The 20,637-nt window shown below is 55.3% G+C and carries 21 protein-coding genes; 13 read left to right on the top strand and 8 right to left on the bottom strand.

The window, feature by feature from the left end; genetic code table 11:
• Positions 1 to 178 precede the first annotated feature (178 nt).
• The 6 genes from Tel_01455 to Tel_01480 all read left to right on the top strand — a co-directional run bounded on the left by Tel_01455 (position 179) and on the right by Tel_01480 (position 6,590).
• Positions 179 to 811 (top strand): hypothetical protein, encoded by a 633-nt coding sequence (locus tag Tel_01455; protein ID ALP51907.1) that lies wholly within the window; start codon positions 179 to 181, stop codon positions 809 to 811.
• Positions 812 to 815: 4 nt separating this feature from the next.
• Positions 816 to 2,327, top strand: coding sequence for a hypothetical protein (locus Tel_01460; GenBank protein ID ALP51908.1), 1,512 nt, complete (start codon positions 816 to 818; stop codon positions 2,325 to 2,327).
• Positions 2,328 to 2,472: 145 nt separating this feature from the next.
• Positions 2,473 to 2,892 (top strand): archease, encoded by a 420-nt coding sequence (locus Tel_01465; protein ID ALP51909.1) that lies wholly within the window; start codon positions 2,473 to 2,475, stop codon positions 2,890 to 2,892.
• 97 nt (positions 2,893 to 2,989) lie between these two features.
• Positions 2,990 to 4,420, top strand: a complete 1,431-nt coding sequence (locus Tel_01470; protein ALP51910.1) for a tRNA-splicing ligase — start codon at positions 2,990 to 2,992, stop codon at positions 4,418 to 4,420.
• Positions 4,421 to 4,475: 55 nt separating this feature from the next.
• Positions 4,476 to 5,381 (top strand): hypothetical protein, encoded by a 906-nt coding sequence (locus Tel_01475; protein ALP51911.1) that lies wholly within the window; start codon positions 4,476 to 4,478, stop codon positions 5,379 to 5,381.
• 186 nt (positions 5,382 to 5,567) lie between these two features.
• Positions 5,568 to 6,590: a hypothetical protein gene (locus Tel_01480; GenBank protein ALP51912.1), complete on the top strand. Its 1,023-nt coding sequence runs from the start codon at positions 5,568 to 5,570 to the stop codon at positions 6,588 to 6,590.
• A 6-nt stretch (positions 6,591 to 6,596) separates the two neighbouring features.
• Here the strand turns inward: Tel_01480 and Tel_01485 are convergent, their stop codons facing one another.
• Entirely contained in the window at positions 6,597 to 8,024 is a 1,428-nt protein-coding gene (locus Tel_01485) for an exonuclease I (protein ID ALP51913.1), read from the bottom strand.
• Between the two features lie 365 nt (positions 8,025 to 8,389).
• Between Tel_01485 and Tel_01490 the strand changes: the two genes are divergently transcribed.
• Positions 8,390 to 8,704, top strand: coding sequence for a hypothetical protein (locus Tel_01490; GenBank protein ID ALP51914.1), 315 nt, complete (start codon positions 8,390 to 8,392; stop codon positions 8,702 to 8,704).
• Between the two features lie 226 nt (positions 8,705 to 8,930).
• On the opposite strand, the gene Tel_01495 is transcribed toward Tel_01490, so the two are convergent.
• The gene (locus tag Tel_01495; GenBank protein ALP51915.1) at positions 8,931 to 9,335 is read right to left on the bottom strand and encodes a hypothetical protein; all 405 of its coding nucleotides are present in this window, start codon (positions 9,333 to 9,335) and stop codon (positions 8,931 to 8,933) included.
• The gene (locus Tel_01500) at positions 9,332 to 9,727 is read right to left on the bottom strand and encodes a hypothetical protein (GenBank protein ID ALP51916.1); all 396 of its coding nucleotides are present in this window, start codon (positions 9,725 to 9,727) and stop codon (positions 9,332 to 9,334) included. Before Tel_01500 ends, Tel_01495 begins: the two co-directional genes overlap by 4 nt.
• A gap of 64 nt (positions 9,728 to 9,791) precedes the next feature.
• On the opposite strand from Tel_01500, the gene Tel_01505 reads away from it, so the two are divergent.
• From Tel_01505 to Tel_01520, 4 genes are all read left to right on the top strand, one after another.
• Positions 9,792 to 10,085, top strand: a complete 294-nt coding sequence (locus tag Tel_01505; protein ALP54693.1) for a transposase — start codon at positions 9,792 to 9,794, stop codon at positions 10,083 to 10,085.
• Entirely contained in the window at positions 10,082 to 10,957 is an 876-nt protein-coding gene (locus Tel_01510) for a transposase (GenBank protein ID ALP51917.1), read from the top strand. The genes Tel_01505 and Tel_01510 overlap by 4 nt, the downstream gene beginning before the upstream one ends.
• 303 nt (positions 10,958 to 11,260) lie before the next feature.
• Positions 11,261 to 11,632 (top strand): hypothetical protein, encoded by a 372-nt coding sequence (locus tag Tel_01515; protein ALP51918.1) that lies wholly within the window; start codon positions 11,261 to 11,263, stop codon positions 11,630 to 11,632.
• A gap of 38 nt (positions 11,633 to 11,670) precedes the next feature.
• Positions 11,671 to 12,483, top strand: a complete 813-nt coding sequence (locus Tel_01520) for a transposase (protein ID ALP51919.1) — start codon at positions 11,671 to 11,673, stop codon at positions 12,481 to 12,483.
• A gap of 66 nt (positions 12,484 to 12,549) precedes the next feature.
• On the opposite strand, the gene Tel_01525 is transcribed toward Tel_01520, so the two are convergent.
• The 5 genes from Tel_01525 to Tel_01545 form a co-directional block, all read right to left on the bottom strand.
• Positions 12,550 to 13,971 carry a hypothetical protein gene (locus Tel_01525; GenBank protein ID ALP51920.1) on the bottom strand — a complete coding sequence of 474 codons (1,422 nt, stop codon included), beginning with the start codon at positions 13,969 to 13,971 and terminating at the stop codon, positions 12,550 to 12,552.
• 1,024 nt (positions 13,972 to 14,995) lie between these two features.
• Positions 14,996 to 15,517 carry a hypothetical protein gene (locus Tel_01530; protein ID ALP51921.1) on the bottom strand — a complete coding sequence of 174 codons (522 nt, stop codon included), beginning with the start codon at positions 15,515 to 15,517 and terminating at the stop codon, positions 14,996 to 14,998.
• An 18-nt stretch (positions 15,518 to 15,535) separates the two neighbouring features.
• Entirely contained in the window at positions 15,536 to 15,925 is a 390-nt protein-coding gene (locus Tel_01535; protein ID ALP51922.1) for a hypothetical protein, read from the bottom strand.
• Between the two features lie 175 nt (positions 15,926 to 16,100).
• Positions 16,101 to 17,627: a transposase gene (locus tag Tel_01540; protein ID ALP51923.1), complete on the bottom strand. Its 1,527-nt coding sequence runs from the start codon at positions 17,625 to 17,627 to the stop codon at positions 16,101 to 16,103.
• Positions 17,628 to 17,684: 57 nt separating this feature from the next.
• On the bottom strand, positions 17,685 to 17,960 hold the full coding sequence (locus Tel_01545; GenBank protein ID ALP51924.1) for a hypothetical protein: 276 nt from the start codon (positions 17,958 to 17,960) through the stop codon (positions 17,685 to 17,687).
• Positions 17,961 to 18,130: 170 nt separating this feature from the next.
• Between Tel_01545 and Tel_01550 the strand changes: the two genes are divergently transcribed.
• Both Tel_01550 and Tel_01555 read left to right on the top strand, forming a co-directional pair.
• The gene (locus Tel_01550) at positions 18,131 to 19,531 is read left to right on the top strand and encodes a cytochrome D ubiquinol oxidase subunit I (protein ALP51925.1); all 1,401 of its coding nucleotides are present in this window, start codon (positions 18,131 to 18,133) and stop codon (positions 19,529 to 19,531) included.
• Positions 19,531 to 20,550, top strand: coding sequence for a ubiquinol oxidase subunit II (locus Tel_01555; GenBank protein ID ALP51926.1), 1,020 nt, complete (start codon positions 19,531 to 19,533; stop codon positions 20,548 to 20,550). The genes Tel_01550 and Tel_01555 overlap by 1 nt, the downstream gene beginning before the upstream one ends.
• Positions 20,551 to 20,637 lie beyond the last annotated feature (87 nt).

A 20,637-nucleotide genomic window follows, 5' to 3' on the forward strand; every position in this document is an offset into this window, starting at 1 on the left:
ACCGCTTCAAGTGAGGGCTTATTGTAAAGGATGACATACCGTTGCTTGAAGGGTGAGCCCGGGTAAGGCGGTATTTCCGGTCCCTGGTTCGCATGGTAAATGATGGGGAATGCGTGCTCTAAAGCGTTCGAGCGGGCAGGCGATATAGAGTTGTATCCTTAATTTAACATTTCACCGCATGGTGCGGGTTGTAGGAGGGCAGGACATCAAGGCGAAACAGCTGTGGGCGCTGAGCCTGGTGGCGGGGTGGCTGGTATTTACCGCCGTGGCCTTCTGGTGGTTTCAGCTCAAGGATGTGCGCCCGTTTGCCCCCTCGTCCGAGAATCGGGCGGTATTTTTTCGCGCCGATGCGCTGCTTCAGCGCCTGGGTTCGCTGGTGGAGGACGCCCCGACGGGGCGTATTACCGTGGTCCACTTCTGGGATCCGGACTGCGCTTGCAGTCGCTTCAGCGATGCCCATGTGGCTGAGCTGATCCAGGCATATGGCAGTCGGGGCGTGGCGTTTATCGTGGTGCCCCGCGCGGTGGCGGCAAGGGACGAGGCCAGACGCCGGGCGGTCGAGCTGTTCGGCGCCCCGGTCACGGTTGCCGCCATGGATGATCTGGCGATGCCCTCCAGCCCCGCCGCCGCGGTGCTGGATGCAGCGGGCCGGCTGGTCTACTTCGGACCCTACAGCAATGGCGCGGTCTGTGGTGCAGGTGGCGATGCCTTTGTCGAAAAGGCCCTGGATAAGGCCTTGGCGGGCGACACCGCCCAGGTTTTGAATATGGCGGCCGTGGGCTGCTTTTGTGATTGGAATCATCGAGGTTAAAAAAATGACAGGCACGACACACATTGGGGGTCACTTTACCCTGCAGGGGCTCTACCGTGATGGTGACAGGATTATGGTCAGCGTGATCTGGCTCTGCATGTTGTTGTCGCTGGCCCTGGCCGGTTGGTACGGCACCTGGCAGGAGGCCCTGATCATCGGGCTGCCCGCTGCCATCGTCCCCAGCGTGCTGGTCTATTCCATGCCGGGGACACGGCTTACCCGTATCGTCAACGGCTGCGCCTTCATGATCTTCTCCGCCCTGTTTATTCATCAGGGTCACGGCATGATCGAACTCCACTTCGGTATCTTCGCCCTGTTGGCCTTCCTGCTCTACTACCGCGACTGGTTGCCCATCGTGGCGGCGGCGGGGGTGATCGCCGTGCACCACCTCAGTTTCAATTTTTTCCAGGCCTGGGGCTACGGGGTCTATGTCTTCGAAAACCGCACCGGCGTGGACCTGGTCTTGATCCATGCCGCCTATGTCGTGTTTGAGGTGGCGGTGCTGGTCTACATGGCTCTGAAACTCCACAAAGAGGGCCTGCAGTCCCAGGAGGTCGGCAAGATCGCCGCCCAGTTGGCGGTTCGCGATGGCGATATCGATCTGCGCGTCAGATCCGAGGTCCAGACCGGTGTCGCCGCCGGCATCAACGCCTTCATGCAGAATGTCCATGATGCCATTGCTAAGACACGCACCGTCTCGGAAAAGCTGGCCGAGGTGGCCGGCAGCGTCAACCAGGTCATCCACGATTCCAATCAGGGGGCCCAACGCCAACGCGCGGAGACCGATCAGGTGGCCACGGCCATGAACCAGATGACCAGCACCGTCCAAGAGGTGACCCGGAATGCTGAAGAGGCCGCCAACTACGCTGTCGATGCCGACGATGTGGCGGCAGAGGGCAGCGCCGTGGTGGACAAGACCGTCGCCGCCATCAACGCCATGGCCGAGCGGGTCGAGCGGGTCAGCGGTGTGATCTCCCGGGTTGAAGAGGACAGCAACAATATCGGCTCGGTGCTGGATGTGATCAAGGAGATCGCGGAACAGACCAATCTGTTGGCCCTCAATGCCGCCATCGAGGCGGCGCGCGCCGGCGAACAGGGTCGGGGGTTCGCCGTGGTCGCGGATGAAGTGCGCACCCTGGCCGGTCGCACCCAGCAGTCCACCGAGGAGATCCAGCGTATGATCGAGGCACTGCAGTCCGGCTCCAAGGAGGCGGTGACAGCGATGGAAGAGGGGCGGAACCAGGCCCAGGACGGCGTCACCCAGGCCTCGCAAGCGGGCGAGGCGCTGGCCAATATCGTCCAGTCGGTGAGCCGCATTCGCGAGATGAATACCCAGATTGCCACGGCCGCCGAGCAACAGAGTTCAGTGGCGGAGGAGATCAACCGCAACATCGTCAATATCCATGAGATCTCTGGGGCCACCGCCGGGAGCATGAGCACCGCTTCCAGCTCCAGTGACGAGTTAGCCCGTCTGTCCCGGGAATTGGAACAGTTGGTGAAACACTTTCGGGTCTAGCCTCAAGTCCGGGCCGACACCCGCGCCCGGCGCCCATGCCCCTGCACAAGCTCCGATTGGATGGTGCGCGTGCCGTGCGCCCAATCCCCTGTCATTCAGCTCAGCGATGGGCTAGTTTTTTATTATTCCTAAGGAACAGACCGGGATGGCAGCTCGCTGGGATCATTTCGAACACGAGGCGGATTTCGGCGTGCGCGGCATTGCCGCTACGCTGGAACAAGCCTTTATGCAGGCGGCACTGGCCATGATGGCGGCGGTGATCGTGGAGTCTGCAAGGATCAGTGCCTCGGCGTGTGTGGAGATTACCTGTCAGGCGCCGGATACTGAACTGCTGCTGGTGGACTGGCTCAACGCCCATCTCTACGAGATGGCGGCACGCAAGAGACTATTCTCACGCTTTGAGGTGAAGATCGTCGGCGATACCTTGACGGGGCGGGCATGGGGTGAAGCGGTCGATTTGGAAAAACATCAACCCACGGTCGAGATTAAAGGCGCGACCTATACCGCATTGAGGGTGGCGCAGGAAAACGGTCACTGGTTGGCCCGGTGCGTGGTGGATGTGTAGGGTGCGCACCACGATGTTTGAGCACGGTGGCAAGCGGGAAAAGTGGTGCGCAATGAGCACTCTACACAGGCCAACCATTGACTGACGGGAGGCGGGAATGGATATCTCAGAACTCATCAAATGCAACGACTACTGCTGGGAGATTCCCGCCCAGGGCAAGATGCGTGTGCCGGCGGTAATCTATGCCGATGAGACGCTGCTCCAGGCCATGGACGAGAAGGTCGCCCAACAGATCAGCAACGTGGCCAAGTTGCCGGGCATTGTACAGGCTGCCTATGCCATGCCCGATGCCCACTGGGGTTACGGCTTTCCTATCGGCGGCGTGGCGGCCTTTGATGCGGAGGACGGTGGCGTGGTCTCCGCCGGCGGCGTTGGCTTCGATATCTCGTGTGGCGTACGCACCTTGCTGACCGGTTTGAAAAAGCAGGAGCTTATGGCCAAGCAAACGGCCTTGGCCGACATGCTGTTCTATCAAATCCCGGCCGGGGTCGGCAGCACCGGCTGCGTCCATCTCAATCATCAGGAAATGGACGCCATGCTTCAGGGGGGTGCGCGCTGGGCGGTGCGACGCGGTTTCGGTCTGGAGTCTGATCTAGAGAGGATCGAGGAGCAGGGTTGCATGGCCGGGGCCGATGCGAGCCAGGTCTCGGAACAGGCCAAGAAGCGCCAAAAAGATGAAATGGGCACCTTGGGCTCGGGCAATCATTATCTCGAAGTGCAATGTGTCAGTCGTATTTTTGATCAGCGCGCAGCGGCCGCCTTTGGCTTGCAAGAGGGCGACGTGGTGGTCAGCATTCATTGCGGTTCGCGCGGTCTGGGTCATCAAATCGGTACTGAATTTTTAAAGCGCATGGTGCTGGAGGCGGGGCGGCACGGTATCGAGCTGCCGGATCGTGAACTGGCCTGCGCACCCGTCAATTCAGCCACCGGGCAGGCCTATCTCGGCGCCATGCGTGCCGGCATTAACTGCGCCCTGGCCAATCGCCAGATCCTGACCCATCTGACCCGCAAGGTATTTGCCGAGATTCTGCCGCAAGCCGAGCTGCGCCTGCTTTATGATGTATCGCACAACACTTGCAAAGTGGAGACGCATGAAGTCGAGGGTCGCAAGCGCAAGCTGTTCGTGCATCGTAAGGGTGCGACCCGCGCCTTCGGGCCAGGCCACCCCGCAGTGCCCGGGGACCTGAGATCCGTGGGCCAGCCGGTGATCATCGGCGGCTCCATGGGCACGGCCTCGTACATCCTGGCCGGCACGGCGGGGAGTGAGCAGTTGGCGTACAGCTCCGCCTGCCACGGCGCCGGGCGGGCCATGAGTCGCCATGCCGCCACTAAACGTTGGCGCGGTCGCGAGGTGATGGATGTACTGGCGGGGCGCGGCATTATGATCCGCAGTCCCAGTCAGCGCGGCGTCGCCGAGGAGGCGCCGGGTGCTTATAAAGACGTCGCGGCCGTGGTGGAAGCCGCCGATGCCGGCGGCCTGGCCACGACGGTGGCACGGCTGGAACCCTTGGTGTGTGTCAAGGGATAGTCCCATCACCCTATTCAACTGGCGGCATCAAGCGGTACGCGATCTGGCCTGGGTAATGGCCAGTCCCTCATTGCTGGCCCAACAGGCCGAGCCGTACGCCGGCGACAAGGTGTCGGACCGTTGGTGCCGCCAAGTCTATGCCCAACACGGCGCCTGGTTAATGCAGTTGGACGCCGCGCCCGCACCGTTACATCACTGGTTGGCACGCAATCAAAGCCCTTTGCTGGGTCGGTATTTCGAATCCTTGCTGGCGTTCTGGGTTCGGCAGCTGCCCGATTGCGAGCTATTGGCGCAAAACCTAATCGTCGAACGGCTCGGTCGGCACAGCGGCGAGTTTGATCTTTTATGGCGCGATCCCGCCGGTCAAATGATTCATTGGGAGGCGGCGGTCAAGTTTTATCTGCGTTATGACCGGCATGAGCTGCAGTGGCTCGGACCCAATCCGCGTGACTCCCTGCGCGGCAAGCTGAATAAACTTTTCACGCGGCAACTCCATTTGCATCGCCAGCCGGCGGCGCGGCGGCTGTTGCAGGCGCGCTTCGGAACCGCGCAGATCAAGCCCCGGGCCTTTGTTAAGGGCTATCTGTTTTATCCTTATCATGGCGATTGGCGTGCGCCGCAAATTGCGCCGGCCGGTGTGTCGCGCACGCATCTCAGAGGCTGGTGGTGTCGCCATGCCGAAATGCGCGAGCGTGTGTCGCACAGCAGCCGCTTCGATGCCCGCTGGTGTGTGTTGTCCCGTTTGCAACGCCTGTCGCCTGCCTATCGGCCGGACACCGTGGGCAGTATGACGGCGGCCGAGTTGCTGAATTATCTTGACGCCCATTTCGCCCAACATTTCCAGGCGGTGCTGATTGCGGAGTTGGATGCCTGTGAGCAGGGTTGGTGCGAAACATCGCGCGGATTCGTGGTGAATCCGCATTGGCCTGATGGCGAGGCAAGGACCGCGGCGCAAGCTTGACCAATAGGCCGCATGGACTAACCTAATGCTGGATATGAGCGCAAGGACGCGCCGATCATTACTTTCAGGCCAGGGGGGGATATGGGGACACGTCAGGGAAACGGCGGGGGCTCGGCGGCGCACACGGATACGGTTTCGATTTTAATTGTGGATGATGATCCGGATATTTGCTGCTTTATCAGCACTATGTTGTCCGGCAATGATTATCAGGTCGATTGCGCTATGGACGGCGTGAGCGCCATGGCCACAATACTCCGAAACGAGCCCGATCTCATTTGTCTGGATATGTACCTGCCCGATATCAGCGGCCTGGAGCTGTTGCGCCTGATTCGCGCCGAGGCGGCCAACAGCCAAATCCCCATCGTTATGATCACCGTCGATGCCGAGCGCGACCTCAAGCTGCACTGTCTGGAGAGCGGCGCGGATGAGTTTCTCAACAAACCGCTGGACTATGCCGAGTTGAGCGTGCGCATGGCCAATCTGTTGCGGGCCAAACGTTATAACGATTTACTCAAACATTACAGCGCCAGTTTGGAGGACGAGGTCAGGCAGAAGACCGACGACATCCGGCGCTATTGCATCGACACGGTGATGACCCTGACGCGCGCCGCCGAGTTTCGCGATGAAAACACCGGCTGCCATGTGGCGCGTATCAGTCACTATGCACGCGAGTTGGCACAACGTCTGGGGATGGGGGAGGAATTTTGCGAGCAGATTTTCTACGCCAGCCCCATGCATGACATCGGCAAGCTGGCGATACCGGATAACATTTTGCTGAAACGCGGCGGCCTGTCGGGTGCCGAGTGGGATGTAATGAAGACGCACACCAGCATGGGCAAGCAAATCCTCAGCGGTCACGGCAGTCCGTATCTGGAAATGGGGCAGCAGATCGCTGAGAGTCACCACGAATACTGGGACGGTTCGGGTTATCCTCAGGCGCTTGCCGGTGCGGCCATTCCTCTGGCGGCACGCATCGTTACCTTGTGCGATGTGTACGATGCCCTGCGCAGCAAGCGGCCTTACAAGCCCGACTACAGTCATCACCGCGCGCTTGAGCTGATGCGGCGCGGAGACGAGCGGACTTACCCCGAGCAGTTTGATCCGGAAGTGCTGAATGCCTTTGCCGCCATCAGCGGCAGGTTCGACGAGATCTTCGTCGAGTCGCAGCGCGACAGCGAGTTCACTAGCCGAATTTCACAGTTACCCTGATAGGGCTCAGGCCAGGCTGGCCTCTAACCCGCGGGCGTAGTCTTCCAGTGCTTTGAGCACCTTCAATTCTGTGTCGGTGCGCTCCGCCATTTGACTCAGGCGGGTCAGCTCGGCGAGGTAGGCGCCCACATCGAGACGTGTCTGTCTGAAGGTCTGCCAGCGTTGTTGCTCCGCTTCGGTAAGCGTTTCGGGCCAGTTGCGGGCGCGCATGCGAAACAGCATTTCGGGCAGGCGGCTGTCGTTGAAAGGCGGTTGGTAGCCGACCAGGTCTTGCGGCGCCATGCTGTGGATGTGGCGCATGCGCTCCTTGTCATCATCATTGAAGAAGGGGCCACCGTAGAGCATCTCATCGGGGTCGGTGCGTTTTTCGAATTCGGTTTCGCTCATGACCTTCTGGATCTTTTTCGCCAGGCCCGGCTGGCCGCGAATGATTTCCAGGTGGGTGCGGCAGACATTGAGGTCAATGCCGTATTTCTTGGCCGCCTTGCCGTCCAGGGTCATGAACGGCGCAATTACGGGGCACTTGTTGACGTGCACGGTCTTGAGCGGGATGCGCGCCACGCCTTCAGCTAGATCTTCATTGCGGGTGAATAGGCGTTCGTGAATCTTGGCCGGACTGAGATTGAGCAGGTCTTGCGGATCGGCGCTGAGGTCGTAGACGATAATGCCGTTCTTGTTGATCGGGTGCTGGGCCACCGGCACCACCACCGCCATATTGCCCTTTTCCACCGGGTACATGCCGGAGACGTGAATCACCGGCTTTTGTTCGCGCAGATTGAGCAGCTTGAAAAGTTTGTTCTTGCTGCGGTTGTTAAAGGCGAAATCGAACAGCTTGGGTTGTTGCTGTTTGATCAATTTGGCCACGGCAATGGTGGCGTAGACATCGGAGAGGGCGTCATGGGCGGATTCGTGACTGATGCCGTTGGCCACGGTTAGATCCTCCAACCGCACACTGGGGCGCCCCTCGTCATTGACCGGCCATTCGATGCCTTCCGGGCGTAAGCTGCGGGTGGCGCGCACCAGGTCCAGCAGATCCCAGCGCGAACAGCCGTTTTGCCATTCGCGGGCGTATGGGTCGAATAGATTGCGATACAAGGTATGGCGGGTGAACTCGTCATCGAAGCGCAGGTTGTTATAACCCAGTACGCAGGTGTTGGCTTGGCTGAACTCCTGATTAATGCGTTGAATAAATTCCGCCTCCGGGAGGCCCTCGGCCAGGGCCTTTTGCGGCGTGATGCCGGTGATCAGGCATGAGCTCGGATTGGGTAGAAAATCGTTCGCCGGTTTGCAATACATCATCACGGGCTCGCCGATGATATTCAGGTCCATGTCGGTACGGATGCCGGCGAACTGAGCCAGGCGATCGCTCATGGGGTTAAGGCCGAAGGCCTCGTAGTCGTACCAATAAAAGGTCGGTGTGGCTGAATTATTCATTTGCCGCTTTCTGGTTGTTTGCTGCCGGGACGGGCAATTTAACACATGTGGGCCGTTTCCCCGCTTGACATGCCGTCGTGCGTCGGTCGCAGGACTGCGTGAATAGTCATGAAAAGGGTATAAAAACCTAAGGGAAACAAGCGTTCAGCGTTGGTCCTCGGTGCCCTGTCTTCGCTACAGCGAGCTCGGATCCTATTGATAAATCTCAATGCATAGCAAGGCGGCTTGCGAAATACTATTACTCAAGTATTCGCCGCGACCCTACTAACTAGGGAGGCGGGTGCAAGTAAGAGTACCACGAGGGGTTGTCCCCTACGCCAATGGCAGCCCCCCAACATCAGCATAATTGCTGAAAGGAGGCAATCATGGCCAAGATACGTGCAGTCTTAAATACAGGGCCTGCTGACCGCATTACCCGATTGGTGCTGGGTTTCGCGCTATTTTTCTGGATGTATTCGCTAGGCACCCTGGAACCGTTGGAGATTGCGGGGATGTTCGTCTCGTTCTACCTGCTCCTGACCGGCCTGCTGGGCTGGGATCCGATTTATCACGTGCTTAAATTCAAGTCCATGTCGGAAGAACAGGCACAAAAAGGGCAGCCCTACTGCGAGAATAAGCCCCGGCACGATAGCAATGTGACATCGACTCGCCCCGATGGCCACTCGGCCCTGCGTCGCTGAGCCGACGCTCTTCGGGCAGATACCCGGAGACAGCGGCTAAAGAAAACGTCCATGTAGGCGAAACGGGCGGCGTTCCCAAGCGGGGAGCGCCGCCTTTTTACTTGCCTGGTGGCGCTGTTTCGCTTCCCGAAGTTTTCCGGCGTCCGGTGGTCGCTGCGGATATCGCCATGGTTGTGGCGTATGATGTGGATTCGGTGCATCCCGGCGCGGGGAACCTCGACCATGTTTACCTGGGCTGCACTGCTAAGGCGAGGCGTGTGATACCCGCCTGTTGCAAATCCCCCATCACTCCGGCCAGGGTCTCATAATGTGTCATGCCATCGGCATTGAGCCGCAACACCAGCTCCGGTGTGGCCTTAAGACGTTGCTGCAGATGCTCAATCACGCTGCTACGGGTCACGGCATCGCCCTCCAGCAGCAGCCCACCATCGGGCATCAGCACCAGGTCGACCACCACCGGTTCGTTCAGGGGTTGGGCCTTGGCCTGCGGCAGTTTGACTTGCAGGGCGTTGGTGATCATGGGCGCCAGCAAGATGAAAATCACCAACAGCACCAACATGATGTCCACCATCGGGGTGACGTTGATCTCCGACAGGGGTTGATCGTGATGATCGGTGGTACCGGCGCTCATGGTGCTGCCTCCGCAGTGGCCGCGGGTCCGCGGGCCAGCAGAGCACGGGTATTGACCTCGATGATGGCGAGCAGCTTGCGCAGGCGCCGAATCAGCAGATTGTAACCGGCCACCGCCGGGATGGCGGCGAACAGTCCCATGGCCGTGGCCACCAGGGCCTCGCCCACCGGTCCCGCCACCGTCTCCAGGGAGATGCCCGTGCTGCCGCCCAGATTCTGCAGGGCGTGCATGATGCCCCACACCGTGCCCAGCAGGCTGATGAAGGGGGCGGTGTTGCCCACCGTGGCAAGCAGGGTAAGTTGATTCTCCAGCTCCAGGCGTTGCCGTGTTAGGCCGTCGTTACGGGCGCTCTCGTCGGCCGGGTTGCCGTGCTTGAACAGTTGGCCCGACAACTGATGTGGTCTGATACATCCGGACACCGAGTTAAGGCTGTAAAATGCCATAACGGGGTGAATGATGCCAACAGAGAAGAAGACAAGACGGAAATACACGGAAGACTTCAAGCGGGACGCGGTGGCGCTGGTGACCGAACAGGGTTACAAGGTGGCGGAGGCGGCCCGGAGTCTGGGGATCAACGACAATCTGCTGCGCCGATGGCGGCAGGAATTTTCGGACGATGCCAGCGGTGCGCAGCTGTCGGCGGATGAGCGCGAGGAGCTGAATCGGCTGCGGAAGGAGAACCGCATGCTGCGGATGGAAAAGGAGATTTTAAAAAAAGCCAGCCAGTACTTCGCGAAGGAAATGAAGTGAAGTACGCCTTCATCCGGGACCATGCATGCCGTTGGCCGGTATTGCATCTGTGCCGCCTGCTAGGTGTGCAGCGCAGTGCCTACTACGACTGGCGGGACCGGCCTGGCCAGGTCATTCCGGCCGAGGAACTGGCCTTGCGGCGGCGCATGAAGGCGTTGTTCAAGGCCTCCCGGGACAGTTTGGGTAGTCGAACGATGGCGCGCAAACTGCGCGAGGAGGGCTTTGAGATCGGCCGTGACCGGACGCGCCGCCTGATGAAGGCGTTGAGCCTGGAGGTTAGAGCGAAGCGCAAATACAAGGCGACAACCGACAGCAAACACCAGCTGCCGGTGGCGGAGAATGTGCTGAACCGCCAGTTCAACCCGACGAGGCCGAACCAGGCCTGGGGCGCAGATATCACGTATCTGTGGACGCAGGAAGGCTGGGTATACCTGGCGGTGGTGATCGACCTGTATTCGCGCCGCGTGGTCGGCTGGGCCATGGATCGGCGCATGAAGAAAGCCCTGGTGATCCGGGCCTTGCTGATGGCGATCAATCTGAGAAACCCGCCACCAGGCCTGATCCATCATTCGGACCGTGGCAGCCAATATGCCAGTCGCGCCTATCAGAAGCTGCTGGCACAACATGGGATGGTTTGCAGTATGAGTCGCAAGGGTAACTGCTGGGATAATGCCCCGGTGGAACGCTTCTTCAGTAGCCTGAAGCGGGAATGGACCGGTGATCGCTTGTACCGGACCCGGAAGGAAGCGATTGCTGATGTCCGGGAATACGTGGCGGTGTATTACAATGCTCAGCGCCTGCATTCGACGCTGGGTTACAAGACACCGATGGATTACGAAAAGGACCTTAACAAAGTGTCCGGAAACACTTGACCACTACATTAAGAACCGGTCCTCTTCTATTTCGGAATTCTCAGGATCGTAGAATTGAATTGCAAATTCATCGTAAAACACGGACTTAGCTTCATCAAAGGAAACTCCGTGTTTTCGCTGATTTGATATGGCTTTTGCAGAATCCCATTCGAACTTGATCATACGTACAGTGTATGTACATTCTCGGGATTTTTCAAGCGGCCCTAACGCCACGGCTCACAGGCGACAGACTCGTAGCGCAGCGGAGTGATCTAGCACCACTTTTGTGGACAGTTTATCACTGTACTGCTGAAGAGGCGCAAGATGGGAAAGACCATCAAGAAAAACTATGACCGCTACACTCTGGAATTCAAACTGCACGCCATAAAACTGTCCGATCATCCAAATATCACCGCGCTGGATGTGGCGGAGACGCTAGGTATCCACCCTGTCATGTTGTATCGTTGGCGAATGGAAAAGAAAAATGGAACCTTGCGTGAAAACAAACAGATGAAGAAGAAAGCCAAGCCATCCCGGAAAGCAAAACCACAGCCTGATCCCATGGTCGAGAGGCAGGCCGAATTACTAAAAGCTAATAAACGAATTAAGGATCTCGAGAAGACTCTGGCAGCAAAGCAAGAGGAGCTCGATATCCTAAAAAAAGCCAAGCGGTTCTTTTCGAAAGCAAGACGGTAAGATTTGAATTTATCGAGAAGAACCGCTGTTTTCATAAAGTGTCGACATTATGTGATTTATTGGGTGTCTCCACGAGTGGTTTTTATGCCTGGCGTGTACGCCCGATAAGTCAGCGACGCCAATATGATATTCAGTTAATGAAACTTATTCGTGAGTTGCATCAAGGGCATCGTCGAGCCTATGGGGCCGCCAGAATGCATTGGGAATTACGTAATCGAGGCTATGGCTGCAGCCGCAGGCGCATCAACCGCCTTATGCGCGAGCTTGGCATTAAGGCCTCAACGACAGGGTTGTATGCGTGGAGACCAGGGCAGCATGAGTTTTATTCGTCAACGGGAAACCAGCTCAAGGAACTGCAGGAGCCGGGAAAAGTGGGTGAGCAGTGGGTCAGTGACTTCACCTATATACGCACCCGGAATGGATGGATCTATCATGCTGTCGTGTTGGATCTGTTCAGCCGAAAAGTAGTTGGCTGGTCGTTCAGTAAAAAACGAAACACTGAATTGACGAAGAGCGCATTAAGAATGGCCTTGGTACGAAGCAAACCAGACACCGACTGTATATTCCATTCTGACCAAGGCATTGAGTATGCCGCTCATGAGTTCCGGGACATGGTTCTAGGTGCAGGATTTGTGCGTAGCATGAGCAGAAAAGGAAACCCGCTGGATAATGCCACTATGGAATCCTATTTCCATACAATGAAAGCCGAGCTTGTTCATCAGAAAATGTTTGAAAATGAAATTGAAGCCGTGGCTCATATTGTGGAGTACATTGAATTCTACAACCGGGAGCGATTGCATTCCTCATTGGGCTATCAATCGCCAGATATGTATGAAAAACTATTGGCTTAAGGCGTCCACAAAAGTGGTGCTAGATCAGAGAGTTTGGCGTCCTTGTGGAGCCGATTGTTAGAGCATCTACATTGGGCTCTTGAACTCAGAATGCACATTTCTGTACCTCGGCTGTTCCTGCTTTGGATTGTAGGCTCTCGCGTTCCTTTCTTTTGCCACACGACTTCCCAAGATATCTCTCGCCTCACCCAGTGACCATACTGTCGAGATGTCATTGGTAAGATTCCGGTAAGCTGCACGGAACCCCCTTGGCTGATGTAAATCTGCCAAAAACTCTGGAACTTTCATTTTCAGCCCGAAATCAGGCGCCCGCGGCAGACCTTTAAGTGCAGCATAGGAGTTGTAAACCTGAACTAGTTTTGTAATCGGAATGCCTTGGCGGGTCTGAATTCCGTACTTGATTCGCATGTCATTCGAACCCTTCTGAATATCACGCATTATTTTCGCCACCGCCTGATTCGCCTGAGTAACCCCAGATTCGTCAAACAACCGCCTAACCTCTCGAAGCTGCTCTCTAGCCTCAACGAGTTCAGGAGCGTCCCGGACTTGGCGAGCAGCTACAATGATTTGAGCTGGATCTCCTGTTTGCATGGCTAACCACGCCGAAAAGACCGGTAACTGAAGTCCAGTAGATGCTGTCAAACCGGCGTGATGAATTTCAAAAACGTCATCGACTAATGAATTTGAAAAGCCGTTGACGATGTGGCGTGCGTAGTCGAAGCCGTAGTTACACGTTTGGCTGAGGTAGCTTTGCTGGTAAGTTTGCCTTATGGGGTATAGGAAAGTATCTGCCTGTAGGTGCCTGCCGGCCATGCTGTAGAAAATTGAACGATTCGCGAGCCATACGAGCGATGCAACGAAAGCTTTGATAGCTCCCGATGCTTCTCCAGTCGATTCACCACCATTGTTCCATTTCGCCCCAGGAACTGTGTATCCCTTAGTGATGGGTTGGCCATATCGATCTACTAGTTCGACCGCACTACCTGATCTATGCCCCGACTCACTGGCATCACTCAATTCTGAAAATATCGCCGCCGCAATGTTTCCGTATTTCGCGAAATCTTCAGCATTGTCGGAAAGGCTCTTGAGGGTGAGATGGTAGACACTGGAGTTGATATCCCATGTGCAGACAATGTGTGTTTGCAGGAGCTCAATCAGATTCCTAAATTCCTCATTTACAAACTCACCACCCTGAATTCTTGGCCTCAGCTGGTCTGCTTCTCGTCCTGCAACCGATTCTATTTCTGTGAATCCGTAGCCGTCTTTGTCCAAGAATGTAATCTCGGGAAAGGCCGTCTTCCGAGTATCTCTGTAGGCTTCAATGTAGTCGTCTACAGCCACCAATCTGTCGTAAAACAACGTGGCTTGAACAAAGTTTTCAAGCGCGACGATATCAACATCTACTGAGTCATCCGTTTTCGAGAGTGCTTCGCCAGTGAGTCTCTGCACTGCCGTGAGAGTTGCGTTGTCAATTAATGCGTACGTCAACTTCTCCTCCTTATAATCGGCGTGGGATGCTCTAACGCCCGCAGTGAGGGGCTTGCTAAAGTGGTGGTTGTTTTGTGCTATTCAAGGCACAAAACAATCGCCGCGGAAGCAAGTCCCTCTCGACTGCGCTCGTTATGTGTCGATTCTTACGCACGCTTATTTGAGCAATATATTCACACTGGTTTGACCTTGTTTGCACACGGTCCCTTCTGGCCTTGCCCTACTTCAAATTCTACTTTCTGACCATCACTGAGTGTTGCATAGCCACCGCCCGCCTGAATTTCTGAATGATGAACAAACAAATCCTTACCACCATCATCTGGAGTAATGAAGCCGAAACCTTTGTCTGCATTAAACCACTTTACTGTACCTGTACTCATGCCGTATTTTCCCTTCGATAGATTGATTTCAATTAACTTACTTTGTTCTGACTTTTCCACAGAACTTTTTAACAACAACACACTTCATGGCTGAACTGAAACATGCAAATACTTCTTTGACACATAACATCGCAAATCAGCCGACCATTGTAGCGGGGTGAGGCTTGTGGCATCCGCCACAAACGAAACACCGCGGAAATGGGTCGGCTGAATTTGCCTTGTTATAACTCATTTCATGGAAGTTCATAGTACTGCCTGTGCCTATAAATACGGGATAATTCGCCCTCTGAGAATGTTAACCGAACCATATTTTGCAAGTCCCCCTCTTCACCTATCGCTACGTAAATGATATTGCAGTCATATAACTCAGCGGGAATACCGTTCTTTACCTTTACCCACTTAAGTTTACCTGCGCACGATATTTTTTTGTAACCATGTGAGGTAATTAATTTTTTAACTACTGATATAGTTTCTTCTTTTCCATCCCCAATTGAAAACCCGTAGGCAGAGCCATCAGTAACACTGTGATGCTTTGTAGTTAATGCAAGCCATGCAACATAAATGGTGGGAACTCCTATTATTACTACTAGAAAAAACCATCCAAGCCATTTCACTTACTAACAACCCTCCTATGAGTTATAACGTTAAAACTCAGGCGCGCCGCTTTTTGGCGTCGACTGAAGTGACGTGTTAGGCAAATATGGCCCTGCCAGTTTCCAACAAGCATTCGACCTCACGGCCACAAATTGCAACATCACAGTTCCGTCATTACCAAGCTTACATCTCTCCACAACCGTTACCTCCCCAGATACTTTTTGTTCGTAAACATTGCAATCAACTCCGGGGTTTGGAGGAAACCCCGTTTCCAAAAGTGTCCTCTTGTACTCACTGAGAAGCTCGTCTGCATCGAAGGCTACGCCAGTGAGTTCGGAAGATAATATTGCCCATTCACCGAAATCAAACGATTGAATTACATTTTCGACGTCGTGATTTAAATAGGCGCTAGTCATATTTTTGTATGCCTCAACTGGATTGTCAGCGCACTCGTCTGTCGCCAGTAACGGTGATGAAAACAACAGTAACATCCAAAATATGGCTTTCATAAATGTACGCCTAACAGCTGGATAAACGAGACCCGCTGTCTCGTTATCCTTTTTTATGTGCATTCTTCCAATGATATTTATCTATTTATAATAGAACTCTACTTCGTCAATAACCTTATTAGCTTCTTGAATTAGGTTAATAGCCTGTTCCTTTAACTTTGGATCTTCCATACCAGTTATTGAAGAAGATAATTTTTCAACATCATTCTTGGTTTTATTAGCCATATCCGTCATCATCACCCTAATCGGAGTACCATTTTGCTCTCTCGCAGCTAAATTCCCTAGGATATCGACATCGCTTTTTAACTTATCAATACTTCTTTGCGCTTTGAGTTTACTTGCATAGCTTTGTGTAGCATCAAGCACTTCATTAAATGCTTTATTGTGACTATTTATCTCCTCAGACAGATAAATAGTCGAAACAAACAATCCGCAAAAAAACGATACAAGAGCAATAATAATTAATTTCATGACCTAGTGACTTAATTTTATCTTTGCACATAACGAGTCTGTAGAAAAACCCAAATACAAGTCTCACCACCATCACTCGCCTCAGTTAATATTTTACTACTCCCCATTTGATCCAATCCTCACCGAGAAATAATACAGATCAATTCTTCCCGATACTTGAGACCTATTCCATTCGTTATGCCCCATTCCACGCATATCGGTGTATTTTAAATATGTTGTGGATCATGCTAATCAATTGCCACTGACCGTTGACCTTCTGTTTTCCTCGCAGACTAAATCGCTTGAATCCTATACTGCTGGTGATATTTCCGAATACAGGTTCAACAGTGCCCAGTCGTTGGCTGTAGATATGCCGTCCCATGGCACTGTCGATCTTTTGTTTCATCTTCTCGATGAGACTGGTTTGTTGATGTTTTTTGGTGTTGCCTAGCTTTACGGCAAACTGGCGCGGGCTCTTTTGTTGCTCTGATCTGAGGCAGCGTTTTCTAAGATGACAGTGACGGCAATCATTTTCATAGCCCTGGAATTTCATGAACAGGCTGTTGCCGATTTTTGTCTCTTCGCACTGCAACCACATGGCATTGCCGGCGGGACAGATACAGGTTTTGTGCTTGAGATCGACCTTGAATTCATTTGAGGTGAAGCGCTCTTTGGGCTTGAGCCGTGTGACGGGCTTGTGGCGTTCGTAGTCCTTGAAACGGGGATCGCGTGATCGAAAGCCAACATCGGCGATGTAGCCGTCGAGCTTTTCCTGATCCAGGTATTGCAAGGCGCTTAGGTTGTGATAGCCGCTGTCGGCGGTGATCTTGATCTGGCGACGCTCCTGCTTGTTGAGTTTGAGATTGGCACTGGCCGATTCGAGGCTGGGCTTGAGCAGGTTGTGCTCCTGACCTTGACCGTGGGCTTCAGCACTGACGATGACCTGGTGCTTGGCGTCAACGGTGGCGACGCCGGTGTAGCCTTGAATGACGCCGTGACTGGTTTTCATCTTGGCGCTGTCATTATCAGTGATGTTGCTCTGTACGGTGCGACCACTGACGCCTTTGCGGTCGTCGTGGCTGTCGAGAAAGGCCTGGATCTTTTTGGCGGTCTTGGCCAGCTTTCGGCACTGTTGTTTTTGCCGCTCGACGATCGTTTCATCGAGACCATGCTTGTCTACTTCGCGATGTTTGCTGAGCATGCGCCGCACGGCCTTTTCCATTTTGAGCTTCTTTTTCTTAAGATCGGCCTGGGTGCCGCTCCACTCCTTGCTAGCATTGCTGGGCAGCTTGCAGCCATCGATGGCGAACATGTCTTTGCCGATCAGGCCTTCCTGGTCACAGACCATCAGTACCTGGAGGAACAGCTTTTCGATTTCTTGATGAGAGGAGGAAATAAAATCGGCGATGGTGGTGAAGTGAGGCTGACTATTGGCGGATATGGCTATAAATAGAATGTTATCGCGGCACAGCTGCTCGATCTTGCGGCTGCTGGTGATCCCTTTTGAATAGGCCAACAAAACAACCTTCAACAGGATCGCTGGATCATAAGCTGGACGCCCGCCATCATCGTTTTTGTAGCGATGGTGAAAAATGGAGGGGTCCAGGCACTCTTCAATGAGATAGGTGAGATTGTATTCGAAACTGCCGGGAAGTATCTGTCGATCAAACGACACCGGCAACATGGTCATCTGCTCGTAGCTGTAGTCTTTGAAGCGTGCCATCAATCCCCCCGACGATGTTTTTATATATAGAGTGATGTTAGCAAATTTGGGGTTTTTCTACAGCCTCAACGTCAAAAATAAAAAATCGAAGCCCAGATTCAGGCCGGCATAGAGCCGGCGATCACCCTGCCACGAGTCAATCACCGCCTGGGCACGCGTCAGGTCGCCGGCCAGTTGCAGCGAGAGTATCCCCAGTGGGGCCTCGGCGGTTTCCAGCGCTTGGTTCAGGGCGGCGACGGTGACAAAGGCGATCAAGCTGCAGACGATCAACGGTCCGAGCAGCCGCGCCTGCTGTTTGTCCGAGAGCCATTGAAACGGATGTGGCATGCGCATGGGTACTAGTTATACCGCAATCCGGTACGGGATATCACCTGCGCCTGGGGCATGTCATTCCAATAGTCAATGCCACGCAGCTGAAACTCAGTGTGGGTAGGCGGGTCTTGATTTATACTCAAGCCGTGTGCCGGCTCCCTCAAATATCGCGCTAAGCGCAAGGACGCACAATGTCTGGATTCGAACCCGATACCGTGATGTTGGCCCGCCTGCAGTTTGCCTTCACAGTTTCGTTCCACATCATCTTTCCGGCCTTCACCATCGGCCTGGCCAGTTGGCTCGCCGTGGTGGAGGGGCTTTATCTGAAAACGGGTCGGCGGGTCTATGAAGAGATCTACAGGATGTGGGTCAAGATCTTCGCCGTCTGCTTCGGCATGGGGGTGGTGTCGGGGGTGGTGATGTCGTATCAATTCGGTACCAACTGGTCCGAATTCTCCGACAAGGTGGGCAACGTCCTGGGTCCCTTGCTGGGCTATGAGGTGTTGACTGCATTTTTCCTCGAGGCCTCCTTCCTGGGCATCATGCTGTTCGGCTGGGGGCGGGTGAGCAGGAAAATGCACTTCGCCGCCACGCTCATCGTCGCCGTCGGCACCTTGATTTCCGCCTTCTGGATCCTGGCCGCCAATAGCTGGATGCACACCCCGCAGGGGTATGAGATCGGCGCCGATGGTCTGTTTTATCCGACCAGTTGGCTGCAAATTATTTTTAATCCCTCATTCCCCTATCGCCTGGCCCACATGGTAACCGCCGCCTATCTCACCACCGCCTTCGTGGTAGGCGGTGTGGGGGCGTATTATTTATGGCGCGGAACGCATACAGAGCCGGCCAAAATCATGTTCGGCATGGCCATGTTGATGGCGGTGTTCGTCGCGCCGCTGCAGCTTTTTATCGGCCACGCCCATGGTGAAAACACGCTGCATCACCAACCCATCAAGGTGGCCGCCATGGAGGGCAATTGGGAACGCGGCCCCAATGCGCCGCTGTATCTGTTCGGTCTGCCCAATGAAGCCACCGAGAGCACGGATTACGGCGTCACCATCCCCAACGGCGCCAGCTGGATACTCACCGGCTCGGCCGACGGTGTCGTCCCCGGTCTGACCGAGGTGGCCAAGGAAGACCGCCCGCCGGTGGCCGTGGTGTTCTGGGCCTTTCGCATCATGGTGGGGGTGGGCTTGGCCATGATCATCACCGGCGTCATTGCCGCCGTGCTTTTTTTGCGCAAACGCTTGTACGCGCGCGGACCGTTCCAGCTCTGGTGCATGGCCATGATGCCCAGCGGTTTTGTCGCCGTGCTGGGCGGTTGGTTCGTGACCGAGGTGGGGCGCCAGCCCTACACGGTGTATGAGGTGATGCGCACCGCCGAGAGTATCTCGCCGGTCATCACCGCCCAGGTGGCCTTGAGCCTGATCGCCTTCATCGTCGTCTACACCCTGATCTTCGGCGCCGGCAGTTATTACATCCTCAAGCTCATCGGTAAGGGTCCGGGGCAACAGGCCGGGCCTTATTACGAGCACAGCCGCGAGGCGGCGGTCACCAATAGTCTCAGCGAGGCGACGCAGAGGAGAGAGTGATGTTGGACTTTTCGAGCTGGCTGGACCTGCCATTGATCTGGGGCGGCTTGATCGCCGCGGCGGTGTTCCTGTACGTGTTGTTGGACGGCTTCGACCTGGGCTGCGGCATTCTGTTTCCCTTCGCCCGGTCCGACCGTGAGCGCAACAGGATCATGAATTCCATCGCCCCCTTCTGGGACGGCAACGAGACCTGGCTGGTGCTGGGCGGCGGCGGCTTGTTCGCCGCCTTCCCCGTGGCCTACGCCGTCCTCATGCCGGCATTCTATCTGCCCGTCATTCTCATGTTGCTGGGGCTTATATTTCGCGGTGTGGCCTTTGAGTTTCGCTTCAAGACCGAAGGCCGGGACCGCAAGTTGTGGGATATTTCCTTTCATACCGGTTCGCTGCTGGCGGCCTTTATGCAGGGCGTGATCCTGGGCAATATCGTCCAAGGCGTGGAGGTCAGCGGGCGCAGTTTCGCCGGCGGCCCCTTGGATTGGGCCAACGGCTTCGCCATGTTTACCGGTGTCGCCCTGGTGTTCGGCTATGCCCTGCTTGGCGCCACCTGGTTGATCTGGAAGCTTGAAGGCGACGCCCAGGCATGGGCGCGGCGTATGGCCAACTATGTCTTCATGTTCGTCGTTTTGGGTATGGTGGTGGTGAGCGCGAGTATGCCTTTTATAGATGCACACATCGCTGGGCTCTGGTTCAGCGTGCCCAATATCTTCTTGCTCGCCCCCATCCCCATGGTAACCATGGCGGCCTTTTATCTGTTGTGGCACGACCTACAGCGGCCGGCGGAGCGGCGACCCTTCTTGCTCACCATCTTCATCTTTCTCATGGGCTATGTTGGCCTGTTGATCAGCCTATATCCCTGGATCGTGCCGTTCCGCTTTACCGTGTGGCAGGCCGCGGCGGCCTCGAGTTCCCAATCCCTGCTGTTGGTGGGCATGCTCATATTTCTGCCCATCATCCTGGCCTATACCGCCTACAGCTATTATGTCTTCCGCGGCAAGACCGATGACCAATCCCATTATTAAGCGGTTAACTACACGCTGGTCTCAGCGGCAGCGTGAATGGGGCTGGTTTCTCGTGCTATGGTGCGCCGGCATGCTGGGTGTGCTGGG

This window comes from Candidatus Tenderia electrophaga, from assembly GCA_001447805.1.
In the GTDB taxonomy this organism is placed as follows: Bacteria; Pseudomonadota; Gammaproteobacteria; order Tenderiales; family Tenderiaceae; genus Tenderia; species Tenderia electrophaga.

Bases quoted from the DNA above. Each gene is read 5' to 3' on its own strand.
- Tel_01460 (ALP51908.1), top strand. From the start codon at position 816: ATGACAGGCACGACACACATTGGGGGTCACTTTACCCTGCAGGGGCTC.
- Tel_01505 (ALP54693.1), top strand. From the start codon at position 9,792: ATGCCAACAGAGAAGAAGACAAGACGGAAATACACGGAAGACTTCAAG.
- Tel_01550 (ALP51925.1), top strand. From the start codon at position 18,131: ATGTCTGGATTCGAACCCGATACCGTGATGTTGGCCCGCCTGCAGTTT.
- Tel_01475 (ALP51911.1), top strand. From the start codon at position 4,476: ATGGCCAGTCCCTCATTGCTGGCCCAACAGGCCGAGCCGTACGCCGGC.
- Tel_01495 (ALP51915.1), bottom strand. From the start codon at position 9,335: ATGAGCGCCGGTACCACCGATCATCACGATCAACCCCTGTCGGAGATC.
- Tel_01530 (ALP51921.1), bottom strand. From the start codon at position 15,517: ATGCACATAAAAAAGGATAACGAGACAGCGGGTCTCGTTTATCCAGCT.
- Tel_01555 (ALP51926.1), top strand. From the start codon at position 19,531: ATGTTGGACTTTTCGAGCTGGCTGGACCTGCCATTGATCTGGGGCGGC.
- Tel_01470 (ALP51910.1), top strand. From the start codon at position 2,990: ATGGATATCTCAGAACTCATCAAATGCAACGACTACTGCTGGGAGATT.
- Tel_01465 (ALP51909.1), top strand. From the start codon at position 2,473: ATGGCAGCTCGCTGGGATCATTTCGAACACGAGGCGGATTTCGGCGTG.
- Tel_01480 (ALP51912.1), top strand. From the start codon at position 5,568: ATGTTGTCCGGCAATGATTATCAGGTCGATTGCGCTATGGACGGCGTG.
- Tel_01455 (ALP51907.1), top strand. From the start codon at position 179: ATGGTGCGGGTTGTAGGAGGGCAGGACATCAAGGCGAAACAGCTGTGG.
- Tel_01545 (ALP51924.1), bottom strand. From the start codon at position 17,960: ATGCGCATGCCACATCCGTTTCAATGGCTCTCGGACAAACAGCAGGCG.
- Tel_01540 (ALP51923.1), bottom strand. From the start codon at position 17,627: ATGGCACGCTTCAAAGACTACAGCTACGAGCAGATGACCATGTTGCCG.
- Tel_01485 (ALP51913.1), bottom strand. From the start codon at position 8,024: ATGAATAATTCAGCCACACCGACCTTTTATTGGTACGACTACGAGGCC.
- Tel_01515 (ALP51918.1), top strand. From the start codon at position 11,261: ATGGGAAAGACCATCAAGAAAAACTATGACCGCTACACTCTGGAATTC.
- Tel_01490 (ALP51914.1), top strand. From the start codon at position 8,390: ATGGCCAAGATACGTGCAGTCTTAAATACAGGGCCTGCTGACCGCATT.
- Tel_01535 (ALP51922.1), bottom strand. From the start codon at position 15,925: ATGAAATTAATTATTATTGCTCTTGTATCGTTTTTTTGCGGATTGTTT.